Below are 21,425 nucleotides of genomic sequence, written 5' to 3' on the forward strand. Positions count from 1 at the left end.
ATTTGAGATCAGGTCCAGCATGGATCAGACTTCCGTAGTATGGGGAGAGAGCAGTGCACGAATACGCCGCCAGACACAAAACAGCGCCACAAGAAAAAACACGGCGACACAGATTTCGGCAACGATATAGGTCGGCCAGAGCGGCAGGCCGAGGATCTGGGATTCCTGACTGGTGCGCATCCGGTCGGCGGCTGCAGCGAAATCCCCCTGCAACAGAAGATTGCCAAGCGGCTCCTTGGAGCCACGCGCCTTGGAAAACAGCATGTACCACTGGCGGGTCAATATCAGATAGGCCAGCGCCGCAAGGATTACATCCCCGATCAGGTCGAGAACACGGTTGAAACGATCACCAAAAACCGGCTCGAACAGGTCGATCTTGATATGGCCCCGCTGGATCATGACCCAAGGCAGCGCCGCGAACAGCGCAAAGCCGACACCATATGTCACCAATTCTTCTTCCCCGAGGATCGGACGCAGCCAGCTTAGGGATTCTTGCGTGTTGTCAAAAATGCGGCCACCCAGTTTCAGAAGGATACTGACGCAGGTGACGAGCGTTGCAAAAATAAGCCCCATGCCGCCAAGCAGGGCCAGTCCAGCCGCAAGCCGTGTCATGCCGCGTTCTGTGCGTTCGTAAAATGTCATGGAAACATCCGGTCGGGGGGTCCGGCCCCCCGCTTCGGGGACCGGACAGTTTCGGGTTGGAGAGTTTTACTGGTTGTCAGCGATCAGCTTGCGGGCTTGCTCGATTGCAGCAGCACCGTCAAAGCCTTCGTCGTTGGCCCGTGCAGTCCAGCGGTCGTATACCGGCTGGGCCGCTTCGATCCAGCGGGCCACTTCGGCTTCGTCCAGTTCAATAATGTTGTTGCCTTCGGCTTTGGAACGACCGAACGCATCCGCATCCAGCATGGCCTGCGCCGCTTTCACACCCAGCGCCTTGCCGGTTTCGGCGTCCAGAATGGCCCGCAGGTCGTCAGGCATGCTTTCATAAACATCCCAGTTCATCGCCAGAACAAAAACCGCCGTGTAAAGTGCGCGATCTCCGCCCAGTTCGGTGTGATTGCTCACCAGTTCGGCCAGCTTGATCGACGGGGTCACTTCCCAAGGCACAACCGCGCCGCTGATTACACCTTTGGACAGGTTCTCGGGGATCTTTGGCAGGGGCATACCCACCGGCGTTGCACCAAGTTCGCCCAGCAGGTCTGTGACCAGACGGGTCGGGCCGCGCATTTCCTTACCGGCAAGATCTTCGAGTTTGGCGATAGGCTCTTCAGAGTGGATCACACCCGGACCATGCACCCAACCTGTCAGTACCTTTACGTCGGCCAGTTCGCCGTCCTGCAATTCGCTTTCCACCAGATCGTAATAGGCTTTGGATGTGGCCACAGCGTTTTGCATGATGAAGGGAAGTTCAAAGACTTCGGTGCGGTTGAACCGGCCCGAGGTGTAGCCCGGCAGGGTCAGAACAGCCTCAACCGCGCCGTCTGCGGCCTGATCGAACAGATCGCCCGGACGCCCGCCAAGGGACATGCTGTCATAAGGCTCCAGTTTGATGCGCCCGTCGCTGGCTTCGGCCAGACGTTCTGCCAGTGGCACAAGGAACTTGGCGTGCAGCGGTGCTTTGGCGGACATGAAGTGGTGCACACGAATTGTGACCTCTTGGGCCTGCGCAAATGTCGTTGCACTGGCAAGCGCCAAAGCTGTGATGGATGTTTTAATGAACCGGTTCATCGGGTCCTCCCTTGGTTTAATGTAATCACTGATCCATTTGCGCCTTAGTACGGTTTGGTCTGGCTTGGATCGTTATTGTCGAGTCATAGAGCAAAATTGCCTCGCTGTCGCAATAACCGTTTCACTTAATACGATCAATAGGTCGTTCCAAATGCAACGATCTATTCTGCACCCTACCCGACTAACGGCTGGGGACAGAGTTCTCGAACTTGCGAAACAGGAGTGTGATGACACCGGCAATGATCAGGTAGAACAACGCCAAAAGCAGCAGCGGTTCATAGACAATCAACATGTCAGAACGCACGCGGGAAGAGACAGCGTAAATCTCGACCACGGTGATTGTCGCCACCAACGGGGTTGCTTTCAACTGCAAAATTGTCTCCCCGCCAAGGGTCGGCAGCACACTGCGGATTGCCTGTGGCAGCCAGATGCGGCGGAACATGGTAAAGCGGGGCATGCCAAAGGAGTTGGCCGCCTCAAGCTGGCCTTTGTTCACACTGGAAAAAGCCCCTCGCATGACCTCGCCTTCATAGCCTGCATAAGACAGGGTCAGCGCCAACACTGCATAGGGCCATGCCTGGCGCAGATAGGGCCACAGATCGCTGCCGCGAATCCACGGGATTTGCGGGAATAGCGACCCCAGCCCGTAATACAACAGCCAGATTTGCAACAGCAGCGGCGTCCCGCGAATAACGGTGCAAAACACCCGTGCCGGCGCGGCGAGATACCAAGGCCCGATCGCCTGTGCCAGTCCCAACGGTATCGCCAGCAGAAACCCCAGAATACAGGTAACAATCAAAATCCAGATGGTGCGCCACAAACCTTCAAGGGCAAGCGGGGCATATTGCGGTATCCAGTCCCAGCGCAGAGACAGGGCGCACCAGATCACGAAAATCGCGAACAGCGCCATCATGACGATGCGGTGGGGTTGCAACAGGGCACGCAATGTCATCGGCTTTGCCCCGCCCGCAAGGAGGGCTGGCCCCGTCGCGCCCATTTCTCGATGCGCCCGAACACCACGCCGGATAGAAGTGTGACGATAAGATAGAGCGCACCGGCAGCCAGAAAGAAAGTGAAATAGGCCCGCGTACTTGCCGCGGCCTGTTTTGTCTCAAGGGTCAGCTCGCTAAAGCCGACAATCGCCAGAAGTGCGGTATCTTTGGTCGCGATCAGCCAGAGGTTCGCCAAACCCGGCACCGCAAATGACATCATCGCAGGGATCGTGACGCGGCGCATCACCAGCAAGGCGGGCATCCCGTAGGCGCGTGCGGCCTCCATCTGGCCTTTGGGCACGGCCTGAATCGCGCCGCGCAGCACTTCGGTTGAATAGGCCCCCTGCACAATGCCAAGCACCCAGATACCGGCCACAACGCCGCTGATTTCAACACGACCATAGCCCATCGCCTCGGCCGCTTTGTTGATCAGATCGGTTCCCACGTAATATAGAATGAGGATCAGCACCAGTTCCGGCACCGCCCTGATAACAGTCGTATAAATGCCGAGGAGGTCACGAATGACCACCCCGCCATAAAGTTTACCATATGCTCCGAAGAGCCCGATCACCAACCCCAACCCGAAAGCGCCAAAGGCGATTTGCAGAGAGTTGACCAGCCCACGCAGAAGGTTGCCGCCCCAGCCCGGGGGCGAAAGCGACAACAATTCCATGCTCTGTGCAAGACCGAGCGTATCTAACAGAGTTTCCAAACCGGCGTCTTATCAGTAGATGCTGGTCGTGAAATATTTGGAGGTGATTTCGGCATGGGTGCCATCGTCCAGAATCTTCTTGATGCCTGAATTCAGCTTTTCGCGCAGCGCGTCTTCACCCTTGCGCACGCCTGCACCGACACCTTTGCCAAGGATCGCGGGATCGTCCTCTACAGCGCCTTTGATTTCACAGCATGCTCCATTGTCGGAGTTTACGAAATCCGCCATCGCGATGCTGTCTGCCTGTGTTGCATCAATCCGGCCGGCAACCAGATCCTGGTTCGCTTCGTCTTGTGTCTGGTACACTCGGATTTCGGCGGCATCCTTGAAATGCTCGTTCGCATAGGCTTGATGGATCGTAGAGGCTTGAATGCCGATGATCTTACCAGCCAGCGATTCTGGGGTTGGTTCGATGTCCATAGATTTATCCGCAACAATCACGGCAGGTGTGTTGTAGTAGGGATCGCTGAAATCAATGGTTTTCATCCGCTCTTCGGTAATCGACATGGACGCCATGATCGCATCCACGGTGCCACTGGTCAGGGATGGGATGATCCCGTCCCAAGCAACCGGCGTAATCACACAGTCCATTTTCTCGGCGGCACAGACTGCGTTGATCACATCCACTTCCCAGCCGTTCCAATTGCCAGCGGAATCAACCGAAGCAAAGGGCGGATAGGGTTCGGCGGCGATGCCGATTTTCACTTCTTCAGCACTGGCAGCGGCTGCGGCGCCCAGCACGGCGGCTGTCACAGTCGCCTTGATAATAGTCTTCAATGTCATGGTGTAGTCTCCTTGTTGAATGGGCCGGTTTACCAGCCTACGGTTTTTAGAAATTGCTGTAGTCGGGGGGATTTCGGATTGCCGAAAACCTCGTCAGGGGGGCCTTGTTCTTCGATCAGGCCCTCGTACAGATAGATGATATGGCTCGCCACTTCGCGGGCGAATTTCATTTCGTGGGTCACAAGCAACATGGTCCGCCCCTCGGCGGCCAGATCGCGGATCACGGTCAGCACCTCGCCCACCAGTTCGGGGTCAAGGGCGCTGGTCGGCTCGTCAAACAGCATCACGCTCGGGTCTACGGCCAAAGCGCGGGCAATCGCGGCCCGTTGCTGCTGGCCACCAGACAGGAAAGACGGAAAAGTATCCGCCTTATCGCCCAACCCGACGCGGTCCAGCAGAACTTTGGCGTTCCGGATCGCCTCGGCGCGGGGGATTTTCAGCACATAGACCGGAACCTCGATCACGTTCTCCAGCAGGGTGCGGTGGGTCCACAGATTGAACCCCTGAAACACCATAGCCAAGCGCGTGCGGATCCGTTCAAGTTGGCGCCGGTTGGCCGGAGAGCCATCGGCGCGCATCTCGATATCCTCGCCGCCCACGGTGATCTTGCCGGATGAAGGAGTTTCAAGAAAGTTGATACAACGCAGCAAAGTGGACTTGCCCGAACCGCTGCCCCCGATGATGGCGACAACATCGCCTTTACGGGCGGTCAGGGACACGCCTTTCAGGACTTCCAACGTTCCAAAGGATTTGTGCAGATCCGTAACCGTAATGGCATCGTTTGCAGTGTTCTGGCCGACCTCTTGCGCGAGGTTGTCGTCCAAGCCCATTTGTATCCCCTTCAATTCCTGTCTTGTAGTAATGCAAGATTCGGGTAATTATGCAAGCGTATAATTAGTACAGGAAGCATCCGGTGCCAGAGCCCCGTCCAAAATTCAGGAGAGAGCCCGCGACCCAGCGGAAAGAGGCGCTGATCCATGCCGCCCTGAGCCTGATTTCCGAACAGGGCATCGGCGGCGCCACGGTCCGCGCCATCGCCCAAAGGGCTGATGTGACCCAAGGTTTGATCCGGCATTATTTCTCCAGCAAGGAAGAACTGATCGGCGCGGCCTATGAATACCATATGGACCAAATGACCGAACTGACCGCCACGCCAGCCGCCGCACCCGATGTGTCAGCACGCCACCGGCTTGGCGGATTTGTGGCGGCGGGCCTGACCGCGCCAGTGATGGACACCCGCTCTGTCACGCTTTGGGCCAGCTTTATCAGCTCCCTGCGTCAAGATAACAATATGCGCGCCATGCACCAGCGCACCTATTACAACTTTCGCAACCGGCTGGAGACGCTGATTGCCGAGGCACTGGCCGAGGCCGGAACGCCAGCATCACAGGTTGAATTGCGCCGCATGGCCATCGCGGGGAACGCGGTGATCGACGGGCTTTGGATGGAAGGCGGGGCATTGCCCGAAGCCTTTGAAGCCGGAGAACTGGCCCGTATCGGCCTGCACTCTGTCGGGGCGATTGTCGGGCTCGATCTGACCCCGAGTTTGACCGCACAAAATGACGAAAAATACCTAACAACTCAGGAAGGGTGAGCCATGAAACTTGCTGCAATCACAGACCGGCTTGCAGGGCTCGGCGGCGCGAAGTGGGAAATCCATGCGCTTGCACGCAGACTGTCCGCGCAGGGGCGGGACATTATTGAACTGACCATCGGGGAACCGGATGTACCAACGCCAGATGTCCTTGTTTCGGCAGCGATAGATGCGCTTGGCCAACACCGCACCGGCTATTCCAGCGGCGAAGGCGAACCCGGTCTGCGGGCAGCGCTGGCGGACCGTTACAGCATGCGCAACGGCCGCGAGATCACAGCGGATCAGATCATGTGTTTCCCCGGCACACAGACCTCTCTTTACGCAATCTTTACCGGAATCGGGGAGAGTGGCGATGAGGTGCTGGTGGGCGATCCGATGTATGCCACCTATGAAGGTGTCATCCGTGCCAGCGGTGCCACAATGGTGCCGGTTCCCCTGCGCCCCGAAAACGGCTTTCGCATGCAGGCCGCAGACATTGAAAGCCGGATTACACCCAACACGCGGGCGATTTTCCTGAACACGCCCCACAATCCCACGGGGTCCATCCTGACCGCCGAAGATATTACCGCAATCGGTGCGCTGGCAAAAAAGCACGATCTCTGGATCATCTCGGATGAGGTTTATGAGGACCTGATCTTTGATGGCAGTGATTTCACCTCTCCCCTGTCTTTCCCCGATCTGGCAGACCGCGTGATCGTGGCCTCTTCCATCTCCAAATCCCACGCCGCACCGGGGTTCCGCAGCGGCTGGCTTGTGGGGCCGGAAGCCTTTACCGCTGCGCTGTTGCCGCTGGCGGAAACCATGTTGTTCGGCAACCAGCCCTTCATCGCGGATATGACGGAAAAAGCCGTTCGGGACGGGTCTACCGTTGCAAAGGGCATGTGCGAGCGCTTTTCCAAACGGGCAGCACTTTTGGAGCGGCGGCTATCAGCCGAAAGCGATCTTCTGGTCCATCGCCCTGACGCGGGTATGTTCGCGCTGATCAATGTGGCCTCCACCGGCATGAGCGGGCTCGACTATGCAAAACACCTTTTGGAACACGGCAATGTGGCGGTCATGCCCGGCAGTTCTTTTGGCGACTCGTTAAAAGACTGGGTGCGCGTTGCGCTGACGGTGGATGACACCGCTTTTGACACCGCCTGCGACCGTATCATCAAACACGCACATTCTTTGCAAATGGAAACAGTATGACAGACCCGACCTTTGAATTTACCCGCGCCATCACCCGCAAACCGGCGGCGAGCATTATTGACGGACTGCGTGCCGAGGACATAGGCACACCAGATCTCGACCGGATGCTGGCGGCCCATGCCCATTACGTTGAAACCTTGAAAAAGACCGGCGCGGAGGTGATCGAACTGCCCCCGCTGGAAGAGTTTCCGGATGCGGTCTTCGTGGAAGACACCGCCCTGTGCCTGCCCCAAGGGGCTGTCCTGATGCGCCCCGGCGCACCAAGCCGTCTGGGAGAAGTGGCGGAGATGAGCCCGACACTGCACCGCGTCTACGACGATGTGCGCCGGATCGAAGGACCGGGCCACATCGAGGGCGGCGATATTCTGGTCACAGGCCGCGAGGTTCTGGTGGGTCGTTCCGATCGCACCGATGCCGAAGGCGTGGAAGAGTTGCGCAACATCATCAGCGAGTGGGGCCACAAGCTGCGAGAGGTCTTCACCCCTCCGGGCGTGCTGCATTTCAAAACCGACTGTTCCTTGCTGGACGGAGAAACCATCCTGTCGACCAAACGGCTTGACGAGTCCGGCTGTTTTGAAGGCTACCGCGTGCTCCACACCGCAGAAGGCGAGGAAGCCGCAGCCAACAGCATCCGCTTTAATCAGTTCGTCATCTGCCCCGACGGTTTCCCGCGCACGGCCGAAATGCTCGACAAGGCGGGCTATGAGGTGGTGCAAATCGACAATTCCGAATGCGCAAAACTCGACGGCGGCATGTCCTGCCTGTCCCTGCGCTTCTGAGTCAGACATTCCTGAAAGTTCAGTCGGGCCGTCCCCTTTAAAAGGGCGGCCCGCTGTGTTCGGACCCCGTTAATTTCCCCTCTTTTGCCCGTGACAGCAGGCGGTCAACTTGCCATAGTCCGGCCAAATGAGGAGAAAACAATGACACATGACATATGCATCGTCGGCAGTGGCCACACGAAATTTGGCCGGTTGGACGAAAATCTCGAAGATATGATTGTTGCCGCCACCCGCGAAGCTATTGAAGAAGCGGGTGTTGATCCGGCGGATATTGATGCGTTGTTTCTGGGGCATTTCAACTCCGGTATGGTCAGCGACGGTTTTGCGTCTTCGCTGATCATGCAGGCCTATCCGGAGTTCCGTTTCAAACCGGCGATGCGGGCCGAAAACGCATGTGCGTCCGGTTCTGCCGCGATTCATGCGGGGATGAATGCGATCAAGGCGGGCAAGGCGAAAACCGTGCTGGTTGTCGGGGCGGAAAAGATGACCCATCGCCCGACCGCGGATATTACGACTGCGCTGGCGGGTGCGGGATACCAGAACGACACCACCGAAGCAGGGCTAAGTTTCCCGCAGGTGTTTGCTCTGGCGGCCAAAGCCTATGGCAAACAATACGACGACCCGCTTGATGCGATGGCGCGGATTGCGTCCAAAAACCACATGAACGCGATGGATAACCCGCTGGCGCAAATGCAAAAACCCTTCACCTTTGAGGATTGCAGCCAGATCACCAATCGCAATCCGGAGATCGCACCGCCTTTGCGCCTGACCGACTGTTCGCTGGTAACGGACGGGGCGGCGGCTGTGGTGCTGACCTCCGGCGAGAATGCGGTGAACTTCCCCAAGGCGGCGGGCTTCCGTGCAGCGGCCCATGTCAGCGATACGCTGCCCATGTCCTCCCGCGATTTCCTGAAATTCGAAGGGCCGGAGCGGGCGTTCCAGAATGCCTTTGAAGAATCCGGCACCACGGTGAAAGACATCGACTTTGCCGAAGTGCACGACTGTTTCACCATTGCCGAACTGCTCACCTACGAAGCAATGGGCCTGACCGAAAAGGGTCAGGGCGCACGGGCGCTGGAAGACGGCACAGTGTTCAAGGATGGCGCATTGCCGGTGAACCTGTCCGGCGGGCTGAAGGCGAAAGGCCACCCTGTTGGCGCCACCGGCGTGTCGATGCACGCGCTGGCCTTCCGTCAGGTGACGGGACAGGCAGGCGGCATCCAGAAAGACGGCGCGAACCTTGGTCTGGTCTTTAACATGGGCGGGTCCGGCGTGGCCAACTATGTCTCGGTACTGGAAACTGTAAAAGCGTGATAAAATGAACCTCGCCCATTGGCTGCACCAGACTGCGCGGGCGCGTCCCCTGCACCCTGCGATCCGGAAGGGCGAGGTTCTACACGCCACCTATGAAGATTTCGCATCGCAAAGCTGCGCCATAGGTCAGCAGCTTGCAGCCCGTCACGGCATCATAAAGGGCGACCGCGTTGCCCTTTTCACCCGAAATTGCACCGAATATCTGGAAATCCTTTACGGTGTCCTGTGGATCGGCGCCGTAATTGTTCCGATCAATTACAAATTGCACCCGCGCGAGGCTGCGTGGATCATCGACAACGCCCGCGCGGCGATGGTCATTACCGAGCATGGCGATGTATTCGGCGGGGATGTGCCCCTGCCCTGCCCCGAACTTGGCTTGACCGATTTCAGTTCACTGCCCAACGCCAACTATCAACCGCCTGGCCCAGTGGCGATGGAGGATGTTGCGTGGCTGTTTTACACGTCCGGCACCACGGGGCGCCCAAAGGGGGTGATGATCACCCACAGAAATATTCATGCGATGGCGGGCAGTTACACGCTGGATGTGGACAGTGTCGGCCCTGATGATGTCTCGCTTTACGCAGCGCCAATGTCACACGGGGCGGGACTGTATAACTTCCAGTTCGTGCGGGCCGGTGCCTGCCATCTGATCCCCCCGTCCCAAGGGTTCGATCCGGCGGAGATCGCCGTACTTGGCCAAAGGTTTGGCAACCTTGTGTTTTTCGCCGCCCCTACGATGATCAAACGGCTGGTGGAATACGCCAAGACCGAAGGCTATGACGGCAGCGGTATCCGCACGGTGATATACGGCGGTGGTCCGATGTATCTGGCCGATATAAACGAGGCATTGCGGGTGTTGGGGCCTAAGTTCGTGCAGATCTACGGACAGGGCGAAAGCCCGATGACCATCACCGCCCTGCCCCGCGAACTGGTGGCGGACCGCGACCACCCCAAGGCCGAAGCGCGGCGGGTTTCGGTTGGTTTTGCGCAGACCTGTGTGACACTGCGAGTGGTAAATGACGCGATGGAAGATGTGCCAAGCGGTGAAACCGGCGAGATCGTTTTGCGCGGTAACAGCGTGATGGCGGGGTATTGGGACAATCCGGAGGCAACCCGCAAAACCTTGCAAGACGGCTGGCTGAAAACCGGCGATATGGGTCGGCTCGACGAAGACGGGTTTCTGACCCTCACAGATCGTTCCAAAGATGTGATTATCTCGGGTGGAAGCAATATCTACCCCCGCGAGGTAGAAGAGGTTTTACTGACCCATCCGGATGTGTTTGAAGTGTCGGTCGTCGGGGCAGCGGATGCGGATTGGGGCGAGGTTGTCGTGGCTTTCATCGTGTTTGAACAGGGCAGGACCTGCGATCCGGCAGTGCTTGATCAATGGTGCAAGTCGCAAATCGCCTCATTCAAAAAGCCCAAGCGCTATGAGGTTTTGACCGCCTTGCCCAAAAACAGCTATGGCAAGGTGCTGAAAACAGAGCTGCGGCAGCGGCTCTGAGCCTTCGCTTAGAACAGTCGCGTAAAGGTGAGACCGCTTTTCCTTCGCATTTGACCTGATCCGGCCTAAATGTGGTCAAAGAAAGCGATGCAATGACACCAAAGACTGACACAGAAAAAACCGTTCTGGTACTGCAAGGCGGCGGGGCGCTCGGCTCTTATCAGGCGGGCGCGGTAGAGGAAATGGACGCACGGGGGCTACACCCCGATTGGGTCGCAGGAATTTCAATCGGTGCGATCAATGCGGCGATCATGGCGGGCAATCCGCCCGAGACCCGCGTTGCGCAATTGCGGAAATTCTGGACGCGGATCACCGCGAACACCGCCTGCCTGACGCCGCTGAAATTCAACACCGCGTTGACCGTTTTCAACAACATCAGCGCAACGGCAACCATGACCACCGGCGCCCCGGGCTTTTTCAAACCCCGCGTGCCCCCTGCCGTGATGCGCCTGCCCGGACAGCATGGTGCGGACAGCTATTACGATACCTCTGAACTGCGCGAGACCCTGCTTGAAATGGTGGACTTTGACCGGATTAACAACGGTCCGACCCGACTGAGCGTCGGCGCGGTCAATGTGGCCACCGGAAACATGACGTGGTTTGACAGCGCCCGCGACACCATTCGCCCCGAACACATCATGGCGAGCGGAGCCTTGCCACCGGGCTTTCCTGCCGTAGAGATCGACGGACAGTTTTACTGGGATGGCGGGTTGGTGTCCAATACGCCGCTGAAATACGTACTGGATCATCCCGGCGACAGCACCTCATTGTGCATTTTCCAGATCGACCTGTTTAATGCGCGCGGGCCTGTGCCCCAGTCGGTGTGGGACATAGACTCCCGCATCAAGGACATCCGCTATTCCAGCCGCACGCGGTTTAACACCGAGATGATGAAACGCCTGCACCAACAGCGTGAAGCGGCGGAAAGACTGTATAAAAAGCTGCCTAAAGAGCTGCAAAACGATCCAGACGCCCGCGCCTTGTTGTGTGAAGACGGTGAACCGGATATCGCAATCGTACACCTGATCTACCGGCAAGCCCAATACGAAGGTGGCTCGAAAGATTACGAGTTTTCACGCAATTCTATGCTGGACCGTTGGGCCGCAGGGCGCGAAGATGTGATGGAAACCCTGACCCATCCGGACTGGAAAAACCGCCACAACTCCGCCAGCCGCATCGGTATTTTCGATCTTGCTGGTGACAGATGGAACAGACACAGGACGACAAAGGAAACAAAATGAATTTGAAAGACAAAGTTTGCATCATCACCGGATCTGCCCGAGGTATCGGGGAAGCCATTGCACGGCGTTACATGGAAGACGGCGCGAAAGTTGTGATCGCGGATCTTGACCTTGAGGCGGCAAAAGACACCGCCGCGCGGTTGAGCGATGAATACCCCGGAACCGCCATTGGCGTGGCGATGGATGTGACCGATGAAGACGCCGTGAACGCAGGCGTGGCCGAGGTTATGGACACTTGGGGGCAGATCGACGTGCTGGTCTCTAACGCCGGAGTGCAAATTGTCCACAAGGTTGAGGATTTCCCCTATTCCGCGTGGAAAAAGATGCTGGCAATCCATCTCGACGGCGCATTCCTGACCACCAAAGCCTGCCTTCCCCATATGTATAAGGCGGGGTCCGGTTCGGTTATTCTGATGGGTTCGGTTCATTCCAAAGAAGCCTCACCCTTGAAGTCCGCCTATGTTACGGCAAAGCACGGATTGCTGGGTCTGTCCCGCGTGATTTCTAAAGAAGGCGCGGCCCACGGGGTACGCTCTAACGTGATTTGTCCGGGCTTTGTCAAAACACCGCTGGTGGAAAAACAGATCCCCGAACAGGCCAAAGAGCTGGGCATCTCCGAAGAGGAAGTGGTCAAGACCGTGATGCTTGGCAAGACGGTGGATCAGGAGTTCACGACCGTCGAAGACGTAGCAGAGGTCGCCCATATGTTCGCCGCCTTCCCCACCAACGCGTTGACCGGACAGTCCTTGGTGGTCAGCCACGGCTGGTTTATGGAATAGCACCCTCAGACGGTGGAAAGCGTAGACTGACCCGCAAACCGGGCTCGTTTGACTCCAGTGTCAGGCGGGCCTCATGCAGATCGGCAATCACCGAAACAAGGCTAAGGCCAAGCCCGCTGCCCGCTGTGGTGCGGCTTTGTTCCAGTCGGTAGAGGCGGCGCAAGACATTATCCCGCTCTGGTTCCGGTATCCCCGGCCCCTTGTCGGCCACGCTCAGCACCACCGCGACACCGTCCCGCGCAAGCCTGATATGGATCGGCGTGCCGTCGGGCGTGTGGCGCAGGGCATTTTCAATCAGATTTGCCAGAACCTGCCCCAATAGAACCTTATCGCCCGTCACCATAAACTGCTGGTCTGCGGGTGCATGGACCGTCAGGCTGTGGCCCGTTTCCTCGGCGGAGGGTTCATAAACTTCGGCAAATGTCGCCGCCAGCACCGCCAGATCGACGGGTGCAAAGCGGGATTTCGGACTGCCCCCTTCAATCTGGGCAATTTGAAGCAAGGACTGGAAAGTTGCGACGATCCCTTCGGTTTCCTGTCCGGCGCGGTGCATCAAATCCTCCAGCTGCGGTGGAAGATCCGGCATTTCGCGGGCCTGATTCAGCATCACGGCAACCCGCTGGATCGGGGTTTTCAGATCATGGGCTATATCCGCCGAAACCTGCTTTAGCGCCGCCACCGAGGATTGCTGCGCCTGTCCCATCCGGTCCACATGGGTCGCAATGAACGACAGGTCATCCCTGCGCCCTGAAAGTTTGGGCACCCGCGCCCCGAGATCGCCGCCCGCCATCTTGTCCAGAGTGTCCCCGATGGCCCTGATCCGCCGCGCTGTGCGCCGTGCCAGAACCAGCCCGGCGGTCAGACCGATAGCGGTGGTCGGTAGAACGCTAAGCAGCAGGATTTTTATGAAAAAATCGCTCAGGTTGTCGATCTGCGCCCGACTGATGGCAATGGTCAGCCGCCCCCCGTAAAGCGGGCGACTGACCGCCAGATAGGTCAGTTGTGACAGGTCATCGTCTTTAGAAATTGACAGCACGCGAAACCCGTCTTCGGTCAGGGCGATGTAACCGTTGCCATAATGCCGCCCGTCCGGTGCGGTGTAGCTGAGAATACGACGGTCAGAACGTGTGACAGCGGCCTCGGCCTTGACCAAAGCGGCCACGGCCCCGGCGGTCGGGGCGGCTTGGAAACCGGCAAATTCCTGTGTCAGATCGGACCGCATGGACTGCTGCATGGAATCCCGGATCACCAGATAGGCCGCCCCGAGACTGATCAGGCTGACCAGAGCGAACATCGAAATCAATCCCACGGTCAGGCGCAAGGGCGTGGATTGTAACAGGTTGATCCGTCGGGGTGCGCGCTCTGCCATCAATCAGGGCGCCTCTATGCGGTAGCCCGCACCGCGCACGGTTTTAATCAGCTCTGTGTCAAAGGGTTTGTCCACCTTGGCCCGCAAGCGGCTGATATGGGTTTCCACAACATTAGTCTGGGGATCAAAACTGATGTCCCAGACAGCCTCTAGCAGCATCGTACGTGTCTGCACGCGGTTCTTGCGCCGCAACAGATGTTCCAGCAAGGCAAACTCGCGCGGTAGAAGATCAATCTCTACGTCGCCCCGCGTGACCTTGCGCCGGATCAGATCCATTGTCAGATCGCCTGCGTGAAGCGTATCTTCCTGCGCTGTCAACTTTGGACGCCGCGCAAGGGCCGCGACCCGCGCGGATAATTCTCCGAACGCGAAAGGCTTGATCAGATAGTCATCCGCCCCCGCATTCAACCCGTCTATCCGGTCATCCACCCCGCCAAGCGAGGTCAGGAACAAAACTGGCGTCAGGTTTTTCGCACCGCGCAGGGTTTTGACAATCGACAATCCGTCAAGATCCGGCAGCATCCGGTCAATCACCAGAATATCGTAATCAGAGGTGCTGGCACGGATCAGACCGTCCCGACCATTTTCCACCAGATCAACCGTATGGCCCTCTTCGCGCAGACCGTGGGCGACATAATCGCCTGTTGTCTTATCGTCTTCGATTACAAGAATTTTCATCCGGCCTTCCTGTATACTTCACGCCCGAGCGGTCCTGCTGCTCTATCATCCCAATAGCCTAGCGCAGAGAGCCATTCTGCAAAGATTACAAATTTGTATAGCTGCTGCAAAGTCATCCTTAGTTGCATGCCCCATCTCCTTTTCACAGGAACAAGACTACGGAGTAGCAACACATGACACCGACATTCATTACCAAACCCCGAAAAACCCTGACTGCCGCTTTGATGGCAGCAACGATCGCATCGGGCGGCGCAATTGCCCTTTCCCCCACAGCCGCCCTTGCCGTCCCCGCCGGAGGCTACGCCGATCTGGTTGAAACCGTCAGCCCGAGCGTGGTCTTCATTGAAGTCACCCAGAAAGCCCTGCCCGTTTCCGCAGATAGCGAGCTTATGCAACAATTCCAGAACCGCTATGGGCGGCAACTTCCGGTCCCGCCGCAGGCAACACCGCGAACCGGATTAGGCTCCGGCTTTATCATCAGCGCGGATGGGGACATTGTAACCAACCATCATGTTGTGGCCGATGCCGATGAAGTTAAGGTGAAAATGGCAGACGGACGCAGCTTTACCGCCACGGTTGTGGGCAGCGACCCGTTGACCGACATCGCCCTTTTGCGGATTGAAACGGACGAGGAATTGCCCGTGGTGAAATTCGGCAGCTCCGAAGACATCCGCGTTGGCGATGAAGCGATTGCTGTTGGCAACCCCTTTGGACTGGGCGGCACTGTGACGACGGGGATCATCTCGGCCAAGTCCCGTGACATCAAATCCGGTCCCTTCGACAACTATATCCAGACCGACGCCGCCATTAACCGTGGTAACTCCGGTGGGCCGCTGTTTAACGCAAAGGGTGAAGTAATTGGCGTGAACACTGCTATTTTCTCACCCGATGGTGGTTCGGTGGGCATCGGGTTTGCCGTCCCCGCGGATATGGTCAAAACCATCGTGGCCGACCTGTCAGCAGATGGCACCATTGATCGCGGCTGGCTTGGCGTGCAAATTCGCCCGATGAGCGATGAAGTCGCTGCTGTTTTGGGCTATGACGCACCCAAAGGGGCGGTGATCGAGGCGGTTCAGGCCGACAGCCCTGCGGCCAAAGCAGGGTTCAAAGCCGGCGACATTGTGATGTCCTTTGCAGGAACCGAGATCGAGACCCTTCGCGACCTGCCCCGCGCAGTTGCAAGTGCCGAGCCTGAGACAAAGCAGACCGTCACTATTCTGCGCAAAGGGCGTGAAATGGAACTGGACGTCACCCTTGGCCATCTGCCCAAACAGGACGCCTGATCCGTAAATTCCAATTTGAAAGGGTCTACAGTCAGCCCTGACAGATTGGACCCCTCTATTGGCCGAACCGCTCTGACGCGCAAGGCTTAAGAGGGCGAACACCGGCGTAGCAACGCGCCGGTGTTTTTGTTTGCGTCACAAGGGTTGATACGTTTTTCTCCCGGCATTTGGATTTAGTCGGAAATCTCGTAACGGCGCTTTAACAGATGAAATTCGTGTATAAGCGCCCCAGCCTGATGTTCTCCGCTAGACAGAAATAAGGATTTCGTCGAGCACTCCGTACTCCTGCTCCAGAGCGTGATGAAGCTCGTCAAAGAGATGAGTCTGAATGTAATTGGCAACAAACCGGCTGGGCGCCAGAATCTCTGCCTTGCGATCCTTGCAGGCTTTCAGACTGAGACGGGAATACCAGTTTTTGAAGATTGCCTCATCCTTGTCCCGAAGCGCATGCTGCACCGCCCGCCACGTCCCTGAAGGCGCGTCTTTCGGTTCCTGCGCAATGGCGGTCACATTCGCTGCCGAGAAATCCACCTTGACCACATTCTCTGCCCGATGGGGGAAATACCCTGCCATCCGTTCCGCGAAATCCGGCCCGACTGTTTCCCACTGCTCCGCCGAGAGTTTCGCAATAGCAGAAAGGTTCAGCACATAGGCCCCTACCCTGCCCCGCACGCCTTGGCGTTTGCAGGTCAGAATCTTGCTGTCGAGCAGCCGCTTGATTTCCCGTTTTACTGTCCGCTCGTTCACGGCCCACATCCGCGCCATGTCCCGCTGACCCACCGAAAGTTCATTCGCCCGCCAGTTATACCGCGCCGTCACCAAAGCGGTCAGTCTGAGAACTGTCATTTGCTGGGTAGCGGTTCCGTTCAGCCCGATCAGGGTCAATGCTGTGAGAATGTCATATTTAAGCGCCCCGGCTTCGGGGCCGGTTAATCGCTTGGGTTCCATAATTTGCCTGTCATACTGTCTGCCTCTGCTGCGATCGACTTTTTTAGAAGTGTCGATTCTGTCTGCATTTGGAGAAGGCACGAAATCCCGTTTTTTGTCAATCACTTTGAAATATCGGGAAAACCTGAAAAAATCTTAAAAAAGAGGAATAGATTAGGTTAATTGGTTAAGGGGGACATCTTGAGTGTCACCTTAAAGGAACGATGCTGTCACCTTATTTGCCTGTATAGGCAGGTTCGCTGTCCCCCTATTTTATCTCTCAACCCGCAATCCGCGGCGTTTTTCCTGTTTTTCATCCGAATCGGGGGATTACAGGAAAATATCGAAAATTCGGTTTTGCTCTTTCTGTCAATTCCCGTTATTCAACATCTATGTGGCAAAAACAAGAGTAGAGCAATGCGCAATCATAAAGACCTGCAACAAATGAATGAACGTAGTCTCGCACAACAGGCAGCGGTGCGACGTTCAACCTTTTCCCCCGGTGAGGTTAAAACCCTCCGTCCTTTCTCTATATGGGAGATCAGCCAGTTTATGTTTGATGTTTCCGCCGATACGTTGCGGAAGAAACTGATGGATGACCCGTCCCTCCCCCAAGGCTCCACAGAAGAAGACGGCCGTCAACGCTGGTTTTCGCTTGAAGAGATCAATGAACTGCGCCGCCGTGCCAAGTTTCGGGGCAAGACCCTGCTTCCCAAACGTCCCAAGGGGCGCGCGATGCGGGCGGCTGTGTCGAATTTCAAAGGCGGGGTTGGCAAGACCGTCGTGGCACAACACCTTGCCAATGCCGCCGCACTGGACGGGTATCGCGTGCTTTGCGTGGATTTCGATCCCCAAGCCACCTTGACCCACTCTATGGGTCTGACCGAGGTTAAAGAATGGAATACAGTGTGGGGCATTATGTGCCGCGATCTGTGTCGTGAAGCCGACCGTATTATAGAGAGCTATGATGATCCGGACGACTGCCCCTACCCGTCTTCGGAAGAGCTTCCGGATGATGTGCGCTCTATAGGTTCGCAGCGGGTGCAGGATTTTATCCAGCCAACTTGCTGGCCGACGATTGATATTATCCCCTCCTGTGCCAATGCCGCCTTTGTAGAATTTGCCTCCGCGCAATACCGTGCCTTGCACAAAGCCTGGAGCTTTTTTGGTTGCATGGCCCGCTATCTTGATGAACTGCCGGACGACCAATACGATATTATAATTTTCGATTGCCCGCCTGCGATTGGCTATCAATCTTTGAACGCAGCTTTTGCCGCGGATATTCTGTATATCCCCTCCGGTCCCGGCTACTGGGAGTATGACAGCACGACCAGCTATCTCGGTCAGTTGGGGGATGCAATGGCGGACATCTCTGATGGTTTCGGCGCTTTGGCGGAGGATGCTGGAATTACCCTGCCCAAAGCCTTTGCTGACATACGGGTTTTGATGACCCGTTTTGAGAACACCAACCCGCTGCACGCTGCTATGATGGATGCGTTTCGGAACGTGTTTGGCGCAGATGTGTGCCAAAACCCGATTGAAATGACCCGCGCGGTGGAGCAATCGGGGCGCTTTCAAATGTCGGTATACGAACAGGACTACCGGCATATGACACGGGAAACATGGAAGCGGGCGCGGCACAGTTTTGATCGGGCTTATGGTGAATTTCTGGGCACCGTGCTCGATGCTTGGAACAAAAGAAACGGCAGTGAGGGAGCGAAGCAATGACATCTAAAAACAAATTCGGATTTGGCCCTTTAGACACATCAGGTCCGGTATCCCGCAGATCGCGCAGCGTTGGACCGATGGGCGCCGCCGTACGTGAAGCGGCAGACAGCTTACAGGAGACCACCGAAGCGAAGGTCGAACAGCGCCGGTTGAATGCCCGCGATGCGAAAGAATTTCGCGAAGCATCGCAACAGGGTCGCGTTCTGCAAGCCATCTCTCTTTCGGAAATTTCTACCGATGAATTGCCAAGGGATCGTCTTGAATTGGATGCGGTTGCCGTATCCGCAGAGATGGACGAGCTGAAAGCCTCCATTCGCGAACGGGGTCAAAAGGAACCTATCGAAGTGTTTCCGGGGAAGGACGGGCGGTATCAACTGAAGAAAGGCTGGCGGCGGTTTACGGCCTTGTCCCAGCTTTTGGAAGAAACCGGGGATGCGCAATTCTCGACAATACTGGCCCGTGTGGATCGGGCCGAAGACGACCGGATCACCCGTTACATCGACATGGTCGAAGAAAACGTTGTTCGTGAAGACCTGACCTTCGCAGAGATGGCGCAGGTGGTGATCGCTGCCGCGCAGGATGATCAGGTAGAAGGCAGCGATCCGGATGCTTTGGTGGGTCGGTTGTATGCTTCTCTTCATAAAATGAAACGCTCTTACATCCGCAGTTTTGTCTATCTACTCACCACGCTTGGTGATGCGCTGCAATGGCCCAAGGACGTTTCGCGCAACCTCGGGGCTGAGGTGGCACGAGCGTTGAAGTCGGGGCAGGGTGACGTTTCAGACCTGCGGGCGTCTCTGGCAAATTGTGCAAGCCGTGATGCGCAGGCGGTGGTTCTCGCGGGGTTTGTGTCTGGTGCTAAATCTGGCAGCGGAACGAAAACCATCAAAACCGAGCCGAAAGAGAAGTTTGAGTTCCACGTCGGTGACTTGAAAGTGACAGCACGGAACGGAGAGTGCCGGATCGTCGGGCGCGTCGACTTTGCCGGCGTTCCAAAGGATCAGTTGGAACGTGCCATTCGGGCCTTTAACGCGGCGCTTGACGACTAAAGTAACCCGCGGGTTACGTTGGTGAGGGGGTAATCCACGGGTTACTCCCTTTTTTGTGCGAGAGCGGCGCAGTGGCTGGGTAACGCCCGTTTTTCAAGTCTATTAGGATAAAAGTCGTTAGAAATCAATCGGTTAAATCTTTTTTGGCGTGATTTTTCGCTAACAATCTTGGAAATGGCCGCTGGAAAGAAAAAAAACGTAGGATGTAATCCTACGGATACTAACAGATCCCCAAAACGGTCACGCAACCCGAAATTAAGTCCGCAGGCAGCGGCCGACCCAGCGCGAATGCAAGGTAGGGCAGGGGGCTGGCCGATTGTTCCACCCTCACGGCCGGATGTTTCTAAACAGAGATGTTCTGCGCGAGTTGATGGGCGCGGGTGAGGTCGAGGCGCAAAAGTTCGCTCGCCTCTTGTCGCGCCACCGGATCACGCAAGCGCAAAAGATAGGAGGGGTGGAACGAAAGCACCACCGGAGTTCCGTCATCAAGCAGATGTACCTTGCCGCGTCGTTTGCCGATCCCTTCGCCATTTCCGGTCAGGGACTGGGCGGCACTGGCACCCAGCGCAATAATCGCGCGGGGTTGAACGGCGGTCCGCTCTGCATCCAGCCACCATTTGCACTGCTCAATTTCGGTCGTGCTCGGCTGTTGGTGAATGCGCCTTTTGCCACGGGGTATGAATTTGAAATGCTTCACCGCATTGGTCACATAGGCGCGGCTGCGATCCACATCCGCTTTCGCGCAAATTTCGTCAAACAATTTGCCAGCAGGACCAACAAAAGGCCTCCCCGCGAGGTCTTCTGTGTCGCCAGGTTGTTCTCCGACAATCATCAGGGGCGCATCCATCGGACCTTCGCCGTGCACCGCTTGCGTGGCGTGGCAATGCAGCGGGCATCGGGTGCAGGCGGAAATCTCGGCTCGCAGCGCATCCGCGTCACCAGACCAGACCGACTCTGGCAGACGCGCCAGTTGCTGCTGTACCTTTTCGACCCGCAGCGGCGGAAGCGTGGGAGCAGCCTCGTTCATTGCGCGCACGCGGGCAGGGGCCGATGCGATAAGATCGGGAATCGCGGCGGCCTCTGGCATATTCTTCCAGTATTTCTTAGGCATCTCTGATTGCATCGCTTTCACTTTCACCCGTGCCGGATTGAAAATATTGCGAAAATAGGTGGTCCAAAGCTGCTCGCTTGCGTCTTCGGGCAGGGGTGGTTTGGACTGTCCGGCGCTAAACGCGATCTTCCCATCGACAAAACTTGCGGTGACGCTGGGCGTGATGATGCGCCAGTCCATATCTCCGAACCGGCGCGCAAAGAACGGTGCGGTGGGTTCGACGGTGAAATGGCTGGGTTCAAACCATGCGGCAAAAGAGCGGCGCGGATCCTCGGGGGAGCCGAGTTCTCGGAAGCGGACGAACGCCTTCATTTTATGCTGGCACCTGTGCACGTTTTTTTCCATCCGCCGCAACTGCGCCAGTTCCGGATCTGCCCGATCGCTGAGCAGATGGGGTGTGTCGCGCAGCCTCCACAAGACACGGTAGAGTAGGGCAAAGCGGCTGGGATCGCTGTGCCAGACAACGGAACGGGCGATGGAAATGAACTCTTTCGGGACCGTCAAAACCTTGTCAGTCCGGGGCGGCGGTAAGCTATCCCATAGGCCGGCAGGGGTCGTTTCATCCCCCCAACTGACATCGCAAGGCGCGACATTCGCGTTGATCAAACCCCGTGCCGCATCCCGCCACGCCTGCGCGGTGCCGATCATTGGCATGGTCATCCG

General features: G+C 57.2%; 20 protein-coding genes. 10 read left to right on the forward strand and 10 right to left on the reverse strand.

Features of this window, described 5'->3' with window-relative positions; translation table 11 throughout:
- Positions 1-24: 24 nt before the first annotated feature.
- The 6 genes from BFV97_RS11870 to BFV97_RS11895 form a co-directional block, all read right to left on the reverse strand.
- Complete coding sequence (locus BFV97_RS11870) at positions 25-642, reverse strand: TRAP transporter small permease (RefSeq protein ID WP_069300583.1); 618 nt, start codon at positions 640-642, stop codon at positions 25-27.
- A 66-nt stretch (positions 643-708) separates the two neighbouring features.
- Complete coding sequence (locus tag BFV97_RS11875; RefSeq protein WP_069300584.1) at positions 709-1,728, reverse strand: TRAP transporter substrate-binding protein; 1,020 nt, start codon at positions 1,726-1,728, stop codon at positions 709-711.
- Positions 1,729-1,909: 181 nt separating this feature from the next.
- Positions 1,910-2,680: an ABC transporter permease gene (locus BFV97_RS11880; RefSeq protein ID WP_069300585.1), complete on the reverse strand. Its 771-nt coding sequence runs from the start codon at positions 2,678-2,680 to the stop codon at positions 1,910-1,912.
- Positions 2,677-3,393 carry an ABC transporter permease gene (locus BFV97_RS11885; protein WP_069300706.1) on the reverse strand — a complete coding sequence of 239 codons (717 nt, stop codon included), beginning with the start codon at positions 3,391-3,393 and terminating at the stop codon, positions 2,677-2,679. Before BFV97_RS11885 ends, BFV97_RS11880 begins: the two co-directional genes overlap by 4 nt.
- Before the next feature lie 51 nt (positions 3,394-3,444).
- A complete protein-coding gene (locus tag BFV97_RS11890) occupies positions 3,445-4,215 on the reverse strand; it encodes a transporter substrate-binding domain-containing protein (protein ID WP_069300586.1) in 771 nt (256 codons plus the stop codon).
- A 29-nt stretch (positions 4,216-4,244) separates the two neighbouring features.
- On the reverse strand, positions 4,245-5,045 hold the full coding sequence (locus BFV97_RS11895) for an ABC transporter ATP-binding protein (protein WP_069300587.1): 801 nt from the start codon (positions 5,043-5,045) through the stop codon (positions 4,245-4,247).
- Between the two features lie 83 nt (positions 5,046-5,128).
- On the opposite strand from BFV97_RS11895, the gene BFV97_RS11900 reads away from it, so the two are divergent.
- The 7 genes from BFV97_RS11900 (at position 5,129) to BFV97_RS11930 (ending at position 12,617) form a co-directional block, all read left to right on the forward strand.
- Entirely contained in the window at positions 5,129-5,809 is a 681-nt protein-coding gene (locus BFV97_RS11900; RefSeq protein ID WP_069300588.1) for a TetR/AcrR family transcriptional regulator, read from the forward strand.
- Between the two features lie 3 nt (positions 5,810-5,812).
- The gene (locus tag BFV97_RS11905) at positions 5,813-7,000 is read left to right on the forward strand and encodes a pyridoxal phosphate-dependent aminotransferase (protein WP_069300589.1); all 1,188 of its coding nucleotides are present in this window, start codon (positions 5,813-5,815) and stop codon (positions 6,998-7,000) included.
- On the forward strand, positions 6,997-7,779 hold the full coding sequence (locus BFV97_RS11910; RefSeq protein ID WP_069300590.1) for a dimethylarginine dimethylaminohydrolase family protein: 783 nt from the start codon (positions 6,997-6,999) through the stop codon (positions 7,777-7,779). Before BFV97_RS11905 ends, BFV97_RS11910 begins: the two co-directional genes overlap by 4 nt.
- A 141-nt stretch (positions 7,780-7,920) precedes the next feature.
- Positions 7,921-9,093: an acetyl-CoA acetyltransferase gene (locus BFV97_RS11915; RefSeq protein WP_069300591.1), complete on the forward strand. Its 1,173-nt coding sequence runs from the start codon at positions 7,921-7,923 to the stop codon at positions 9,091-9,093.
- A 4-nt stretch (positions 9,094-9,097) separates the two neighbouring features.
- A complete protein-coding gene (locus tag BFV97_RS11920; RefSeq protein ID WP_069300592.1) occupies positions 9,098-10,597 on the forward strand; it encodes a class I adenylate-forming enzyme family protein in 1,500 nt (499 codons plus the stop codon).
- 92 nt (positions 10,598-10,689) lie between these two features.
- Entirely contained in the window at positions 10,690-11,838 is a 1,149-nt protein-coding gene (locus tag BFV97_RS11925) for a patatin-like phospholipase family protein (protein ID WP_069300593.1), read from the forward strand.
- Positions 11,835-12,617 carry a 3-hydroxybutyrate dehydrogenase gene (locus BFV97_RS11930; RefSeq protein ID WP_069300594.1) on the forward strand — a complete coding sequence of 261 codons (783 nt, stop codon included), beginning with the start codon at positions 11,835-11,837 and terminating at the stop codon, positions 12,615-12,617. The genes BFV97_RS11925 and BFV97_RS11930 overlap by 4 nt, the downstream gene beginning before the upstream one ends.
- Here the strand turns inward: BFV97_RS11930 and BFV97_RS11935 are convergent.
- Together BFV97_RS11935 and BFV97_RS11940 are read right to left on the reverse strand one after the other, a co-directional pair.
- The gene (locus BFV97_RS11935) at positions 12,607-13,986 is read right to left on the reverse strand and encodes a HAMP domain-containing sensor histidine kinase (protein ID WP_069300595.1); all 1,380 of its coding nucleotides are present in this window, start codon (positions 13,984-13,986) and stop codon (positions 12,607-12,609) included. The genes BFV97_RS11930 and BFV97_RS11935 overlap by 11 nt on opposite strands.
- A gap of 3 nt (positions 13,987-13,989) precedes the next feature.
- Positions 13,990-14,664 (reverse strand): winged helix-turn-helix domain-containing protein, encoded by a 675-nt coding sequence (locus tag BFV97_RS11940; RefSeq protein ID WP_069300596.1) that lies wholly within the window; start codon positions 14,662-14,664, stop codon positions 13,990-13,992.
- A 173-nt stretch (positions 14,665-14,837) separates the two neighbouring features.
- On the opposite strand from BFV97_RS11940, the gene BFV97_RS11945 reads away from it, so the two are divergent.
- Positions 14,838-15,947 (forward strand): Do family serine endopeptidase, encoded by a 1,110-nt coding sequence (locus BFV97_RS11945; RefSeq protein ID WP_069300597.1) that lies wholly within the window; start codon positions 14,838-14,840, stop codon positions 15,945-15,947.
- Positions 15,948-16,193: 246 nt separating this feature from the next.
- Here the strand turns inward: BFV97_RS11945 and BFV97_RS11950 are convergent, their stop codons facing one another.
- The gene (locus BFV97_RS11950) at positions 16,194-16,895 is read right to left on the reverse strand and encodes a DnaA N-terminal domain-containing protein (RefSeq protein ID WP_069300598.1); all 702 of its coding nucleotides are present in this window, start codon (positions 16,893-16,895) and stop codon (positions 16,194-16,196) included.
- Positions 16,896-17,291: 396 nt separating this feature from the next.
- Between BFV97_RS11950 and BFV97_RS11955 the strand changes: the two genes are divergently transcribed.
- Entirely contained in the window at positions 17,292-18,602 is a 1,311-nt protein-coding gene (locus BFV97_RS11955) for an AAA family ATPase (RefSeq protein WP_108721677.1), read from the forward strand.
- On the forward strand, positions 18,599-19,651 hold the full coding sequence (locus BFV97_RS11960) for a ParB/RepB/Spo0J family partition protein (RefSeq protein ID WP_069300599.1): 1,053 nt from the start codon (positions 18,599-18,601) through the stop codon (positions 19,649-19,651). The genes BFV97_RS11955 and BFV97_RS11960 overlap by 4 nt, the downstream gene beginning before the upstream one ends.
- A gap of 343 nt (positions 19,652-19,994) precedes the next feature.
- Here BFV97_RS11960 and BFV97_RS11965 read toward each other — a convergent pair whose 3' ends face one another.
- A complete protein-coding gene (locus tag BFV97_RS11965) occupies positions 19,995-21,422 on the reverse strand; it encodes a UdgX family uracil-DNA binding protein (RefSeq protein ID WP_069300708.1) in 1,428 nt (475 codons plus the stop codon).
- Positions 21,423-21,425 lie beyond the last annotated feature (3 nt).

It is taken from the genome of Neptunicoccus sediminis, from assembly GCF_001719615.1.
GTDB lineage: Bacteria > Pseudomonadota > Alphaproteobacteria > Rhodobacterales > Rhodobacteraceae > Amylibacter > Amylibacter sediminis.

Coding starts and splice junctions, on each gene's coding strand:
- BFV97_RS11935 (WP_069300595.1), bottom strand. CDS start 13,986: ATGGCAGAGCGCGCACCCCGACGGATCAACCTGTTACAATCCACGCCC.
- BFV97_RS11880 (WP_069300585.1), bottom strand. CDS start 2,680: ATGACATTGCGTGCCCTGTTGCAACCCCACCGCATCGTCATGATGGCG.
- BFV97_RS11870 (WP_069300583.1), bottom strand. CDS start 642: ATGACATTTTACGAACGCACAGAACGCGGCATGACACGGCTTGCGGCT.
- BFV97_RS11895 (WP_069300587.1), bottom strand. CDS start 5,045: ATGGGCTTGGACGACAACCTCGCGCAAGAGGTCGGCCAGAACACTGCA.
- BFV97_RS11955 (WP_108721677.1), top strand. CDS start 17,292: ATGCGCAATCATAAAGACCTGCAACAAATGAATGAACGTAGTCTCGCA.
- BFV97_RS11965 (WP_069300708.1), bottom strand. CDS start 21,422: ATGACCATGCCAATGATCGGCACCGCGCAGGCGTGGCGGGATGCGGCA.
- BFV97_RS11940 (WP_069300596.1), bottom strand. CDS start 14,664: ATGAAAATTCTTGTAATCGAAGACGATAAGACAACAGGCGATTATGTC.
- BFV97_RS11875 (WP_069300584.1), bottom strand. CDS start 1,728: ATGAACCGGTTCATTAAAACATCCATCACAGCTTTGGCGCTTGCCAGT.
- BFV97_RS11890 (WP_069300586.1), bottom strand. CDS start 4,215: ATGACATTGAAGACTATTATCAAGGCGACTGTGACAGCCGCCGTGCTG.
- BFV97_RS11915 (WP_069300591.1), top strand. CDS start 7,921: ATGACACATGACATATGCATCGTCGGCAGTGGCCACACGAAATTTGGC.
- BFV97_RS11905 (WP_069300589.1), top strand. CDS start 5,813: ATGAAACTTGCTGCAATCACAGACCGGCTTGCAGGGCTCGGCGGCGCG.
- BFV97_RS11960 (WP_069300599.1), top strand. CDS start 18,599: ATGACATCTAAAAACAAATTCGGATTTGGCCCTTTAGACACATCAGGT.
- BFV97_RS11885 (WP_069300706.1), bottom strand. CDS start 3,393: ATGGAATTGTTGTCGCTTTCGCCCCCGGGCTGGGGCGGCAACCTTCTG.
- BFV97_RS11950 (WP_069300598.1), bottom strand. CDS start 16,895: ATGGAACCCAAGCGATTAACCGGCCCCGAAGCCGGGGCGCTTAAATAT.
- BFV97_RS11910 (WP_069300590.1), top strand. CDS start 6,997: ATGACAGACCCGACCTTTGAATTTACCCGCGCCATCACCCGCAAACCG.
- BFV97_RS11920 (WP_069300592.1), top strand. CDS start 9,098: ATGAACCTCGCCCATTGGCTGCACCAGACTGCGCGGGCGCGTCCCCTG.
- BFV97_RS11945 (WP_069300597.1), top strand. CDS start 14,838: ATGACACCGACATTCATTACCAAACCCCGAAAAACCCTGACTGCCGCT.
- BFV97_RS11930 (WP_069300594.1), top strand. CDS start 11,835: ATGAATTTGAAAGACAAAGTTTGCATCATCACCGGATCTGCCCGAGGT.
- BFV97_RS11925 (WP_069300593.1), top strand. CDS start 10,690: ATGACACCAAAGACTGACACAGAAAAAACCGTTCTGGTACTGCAAGGC.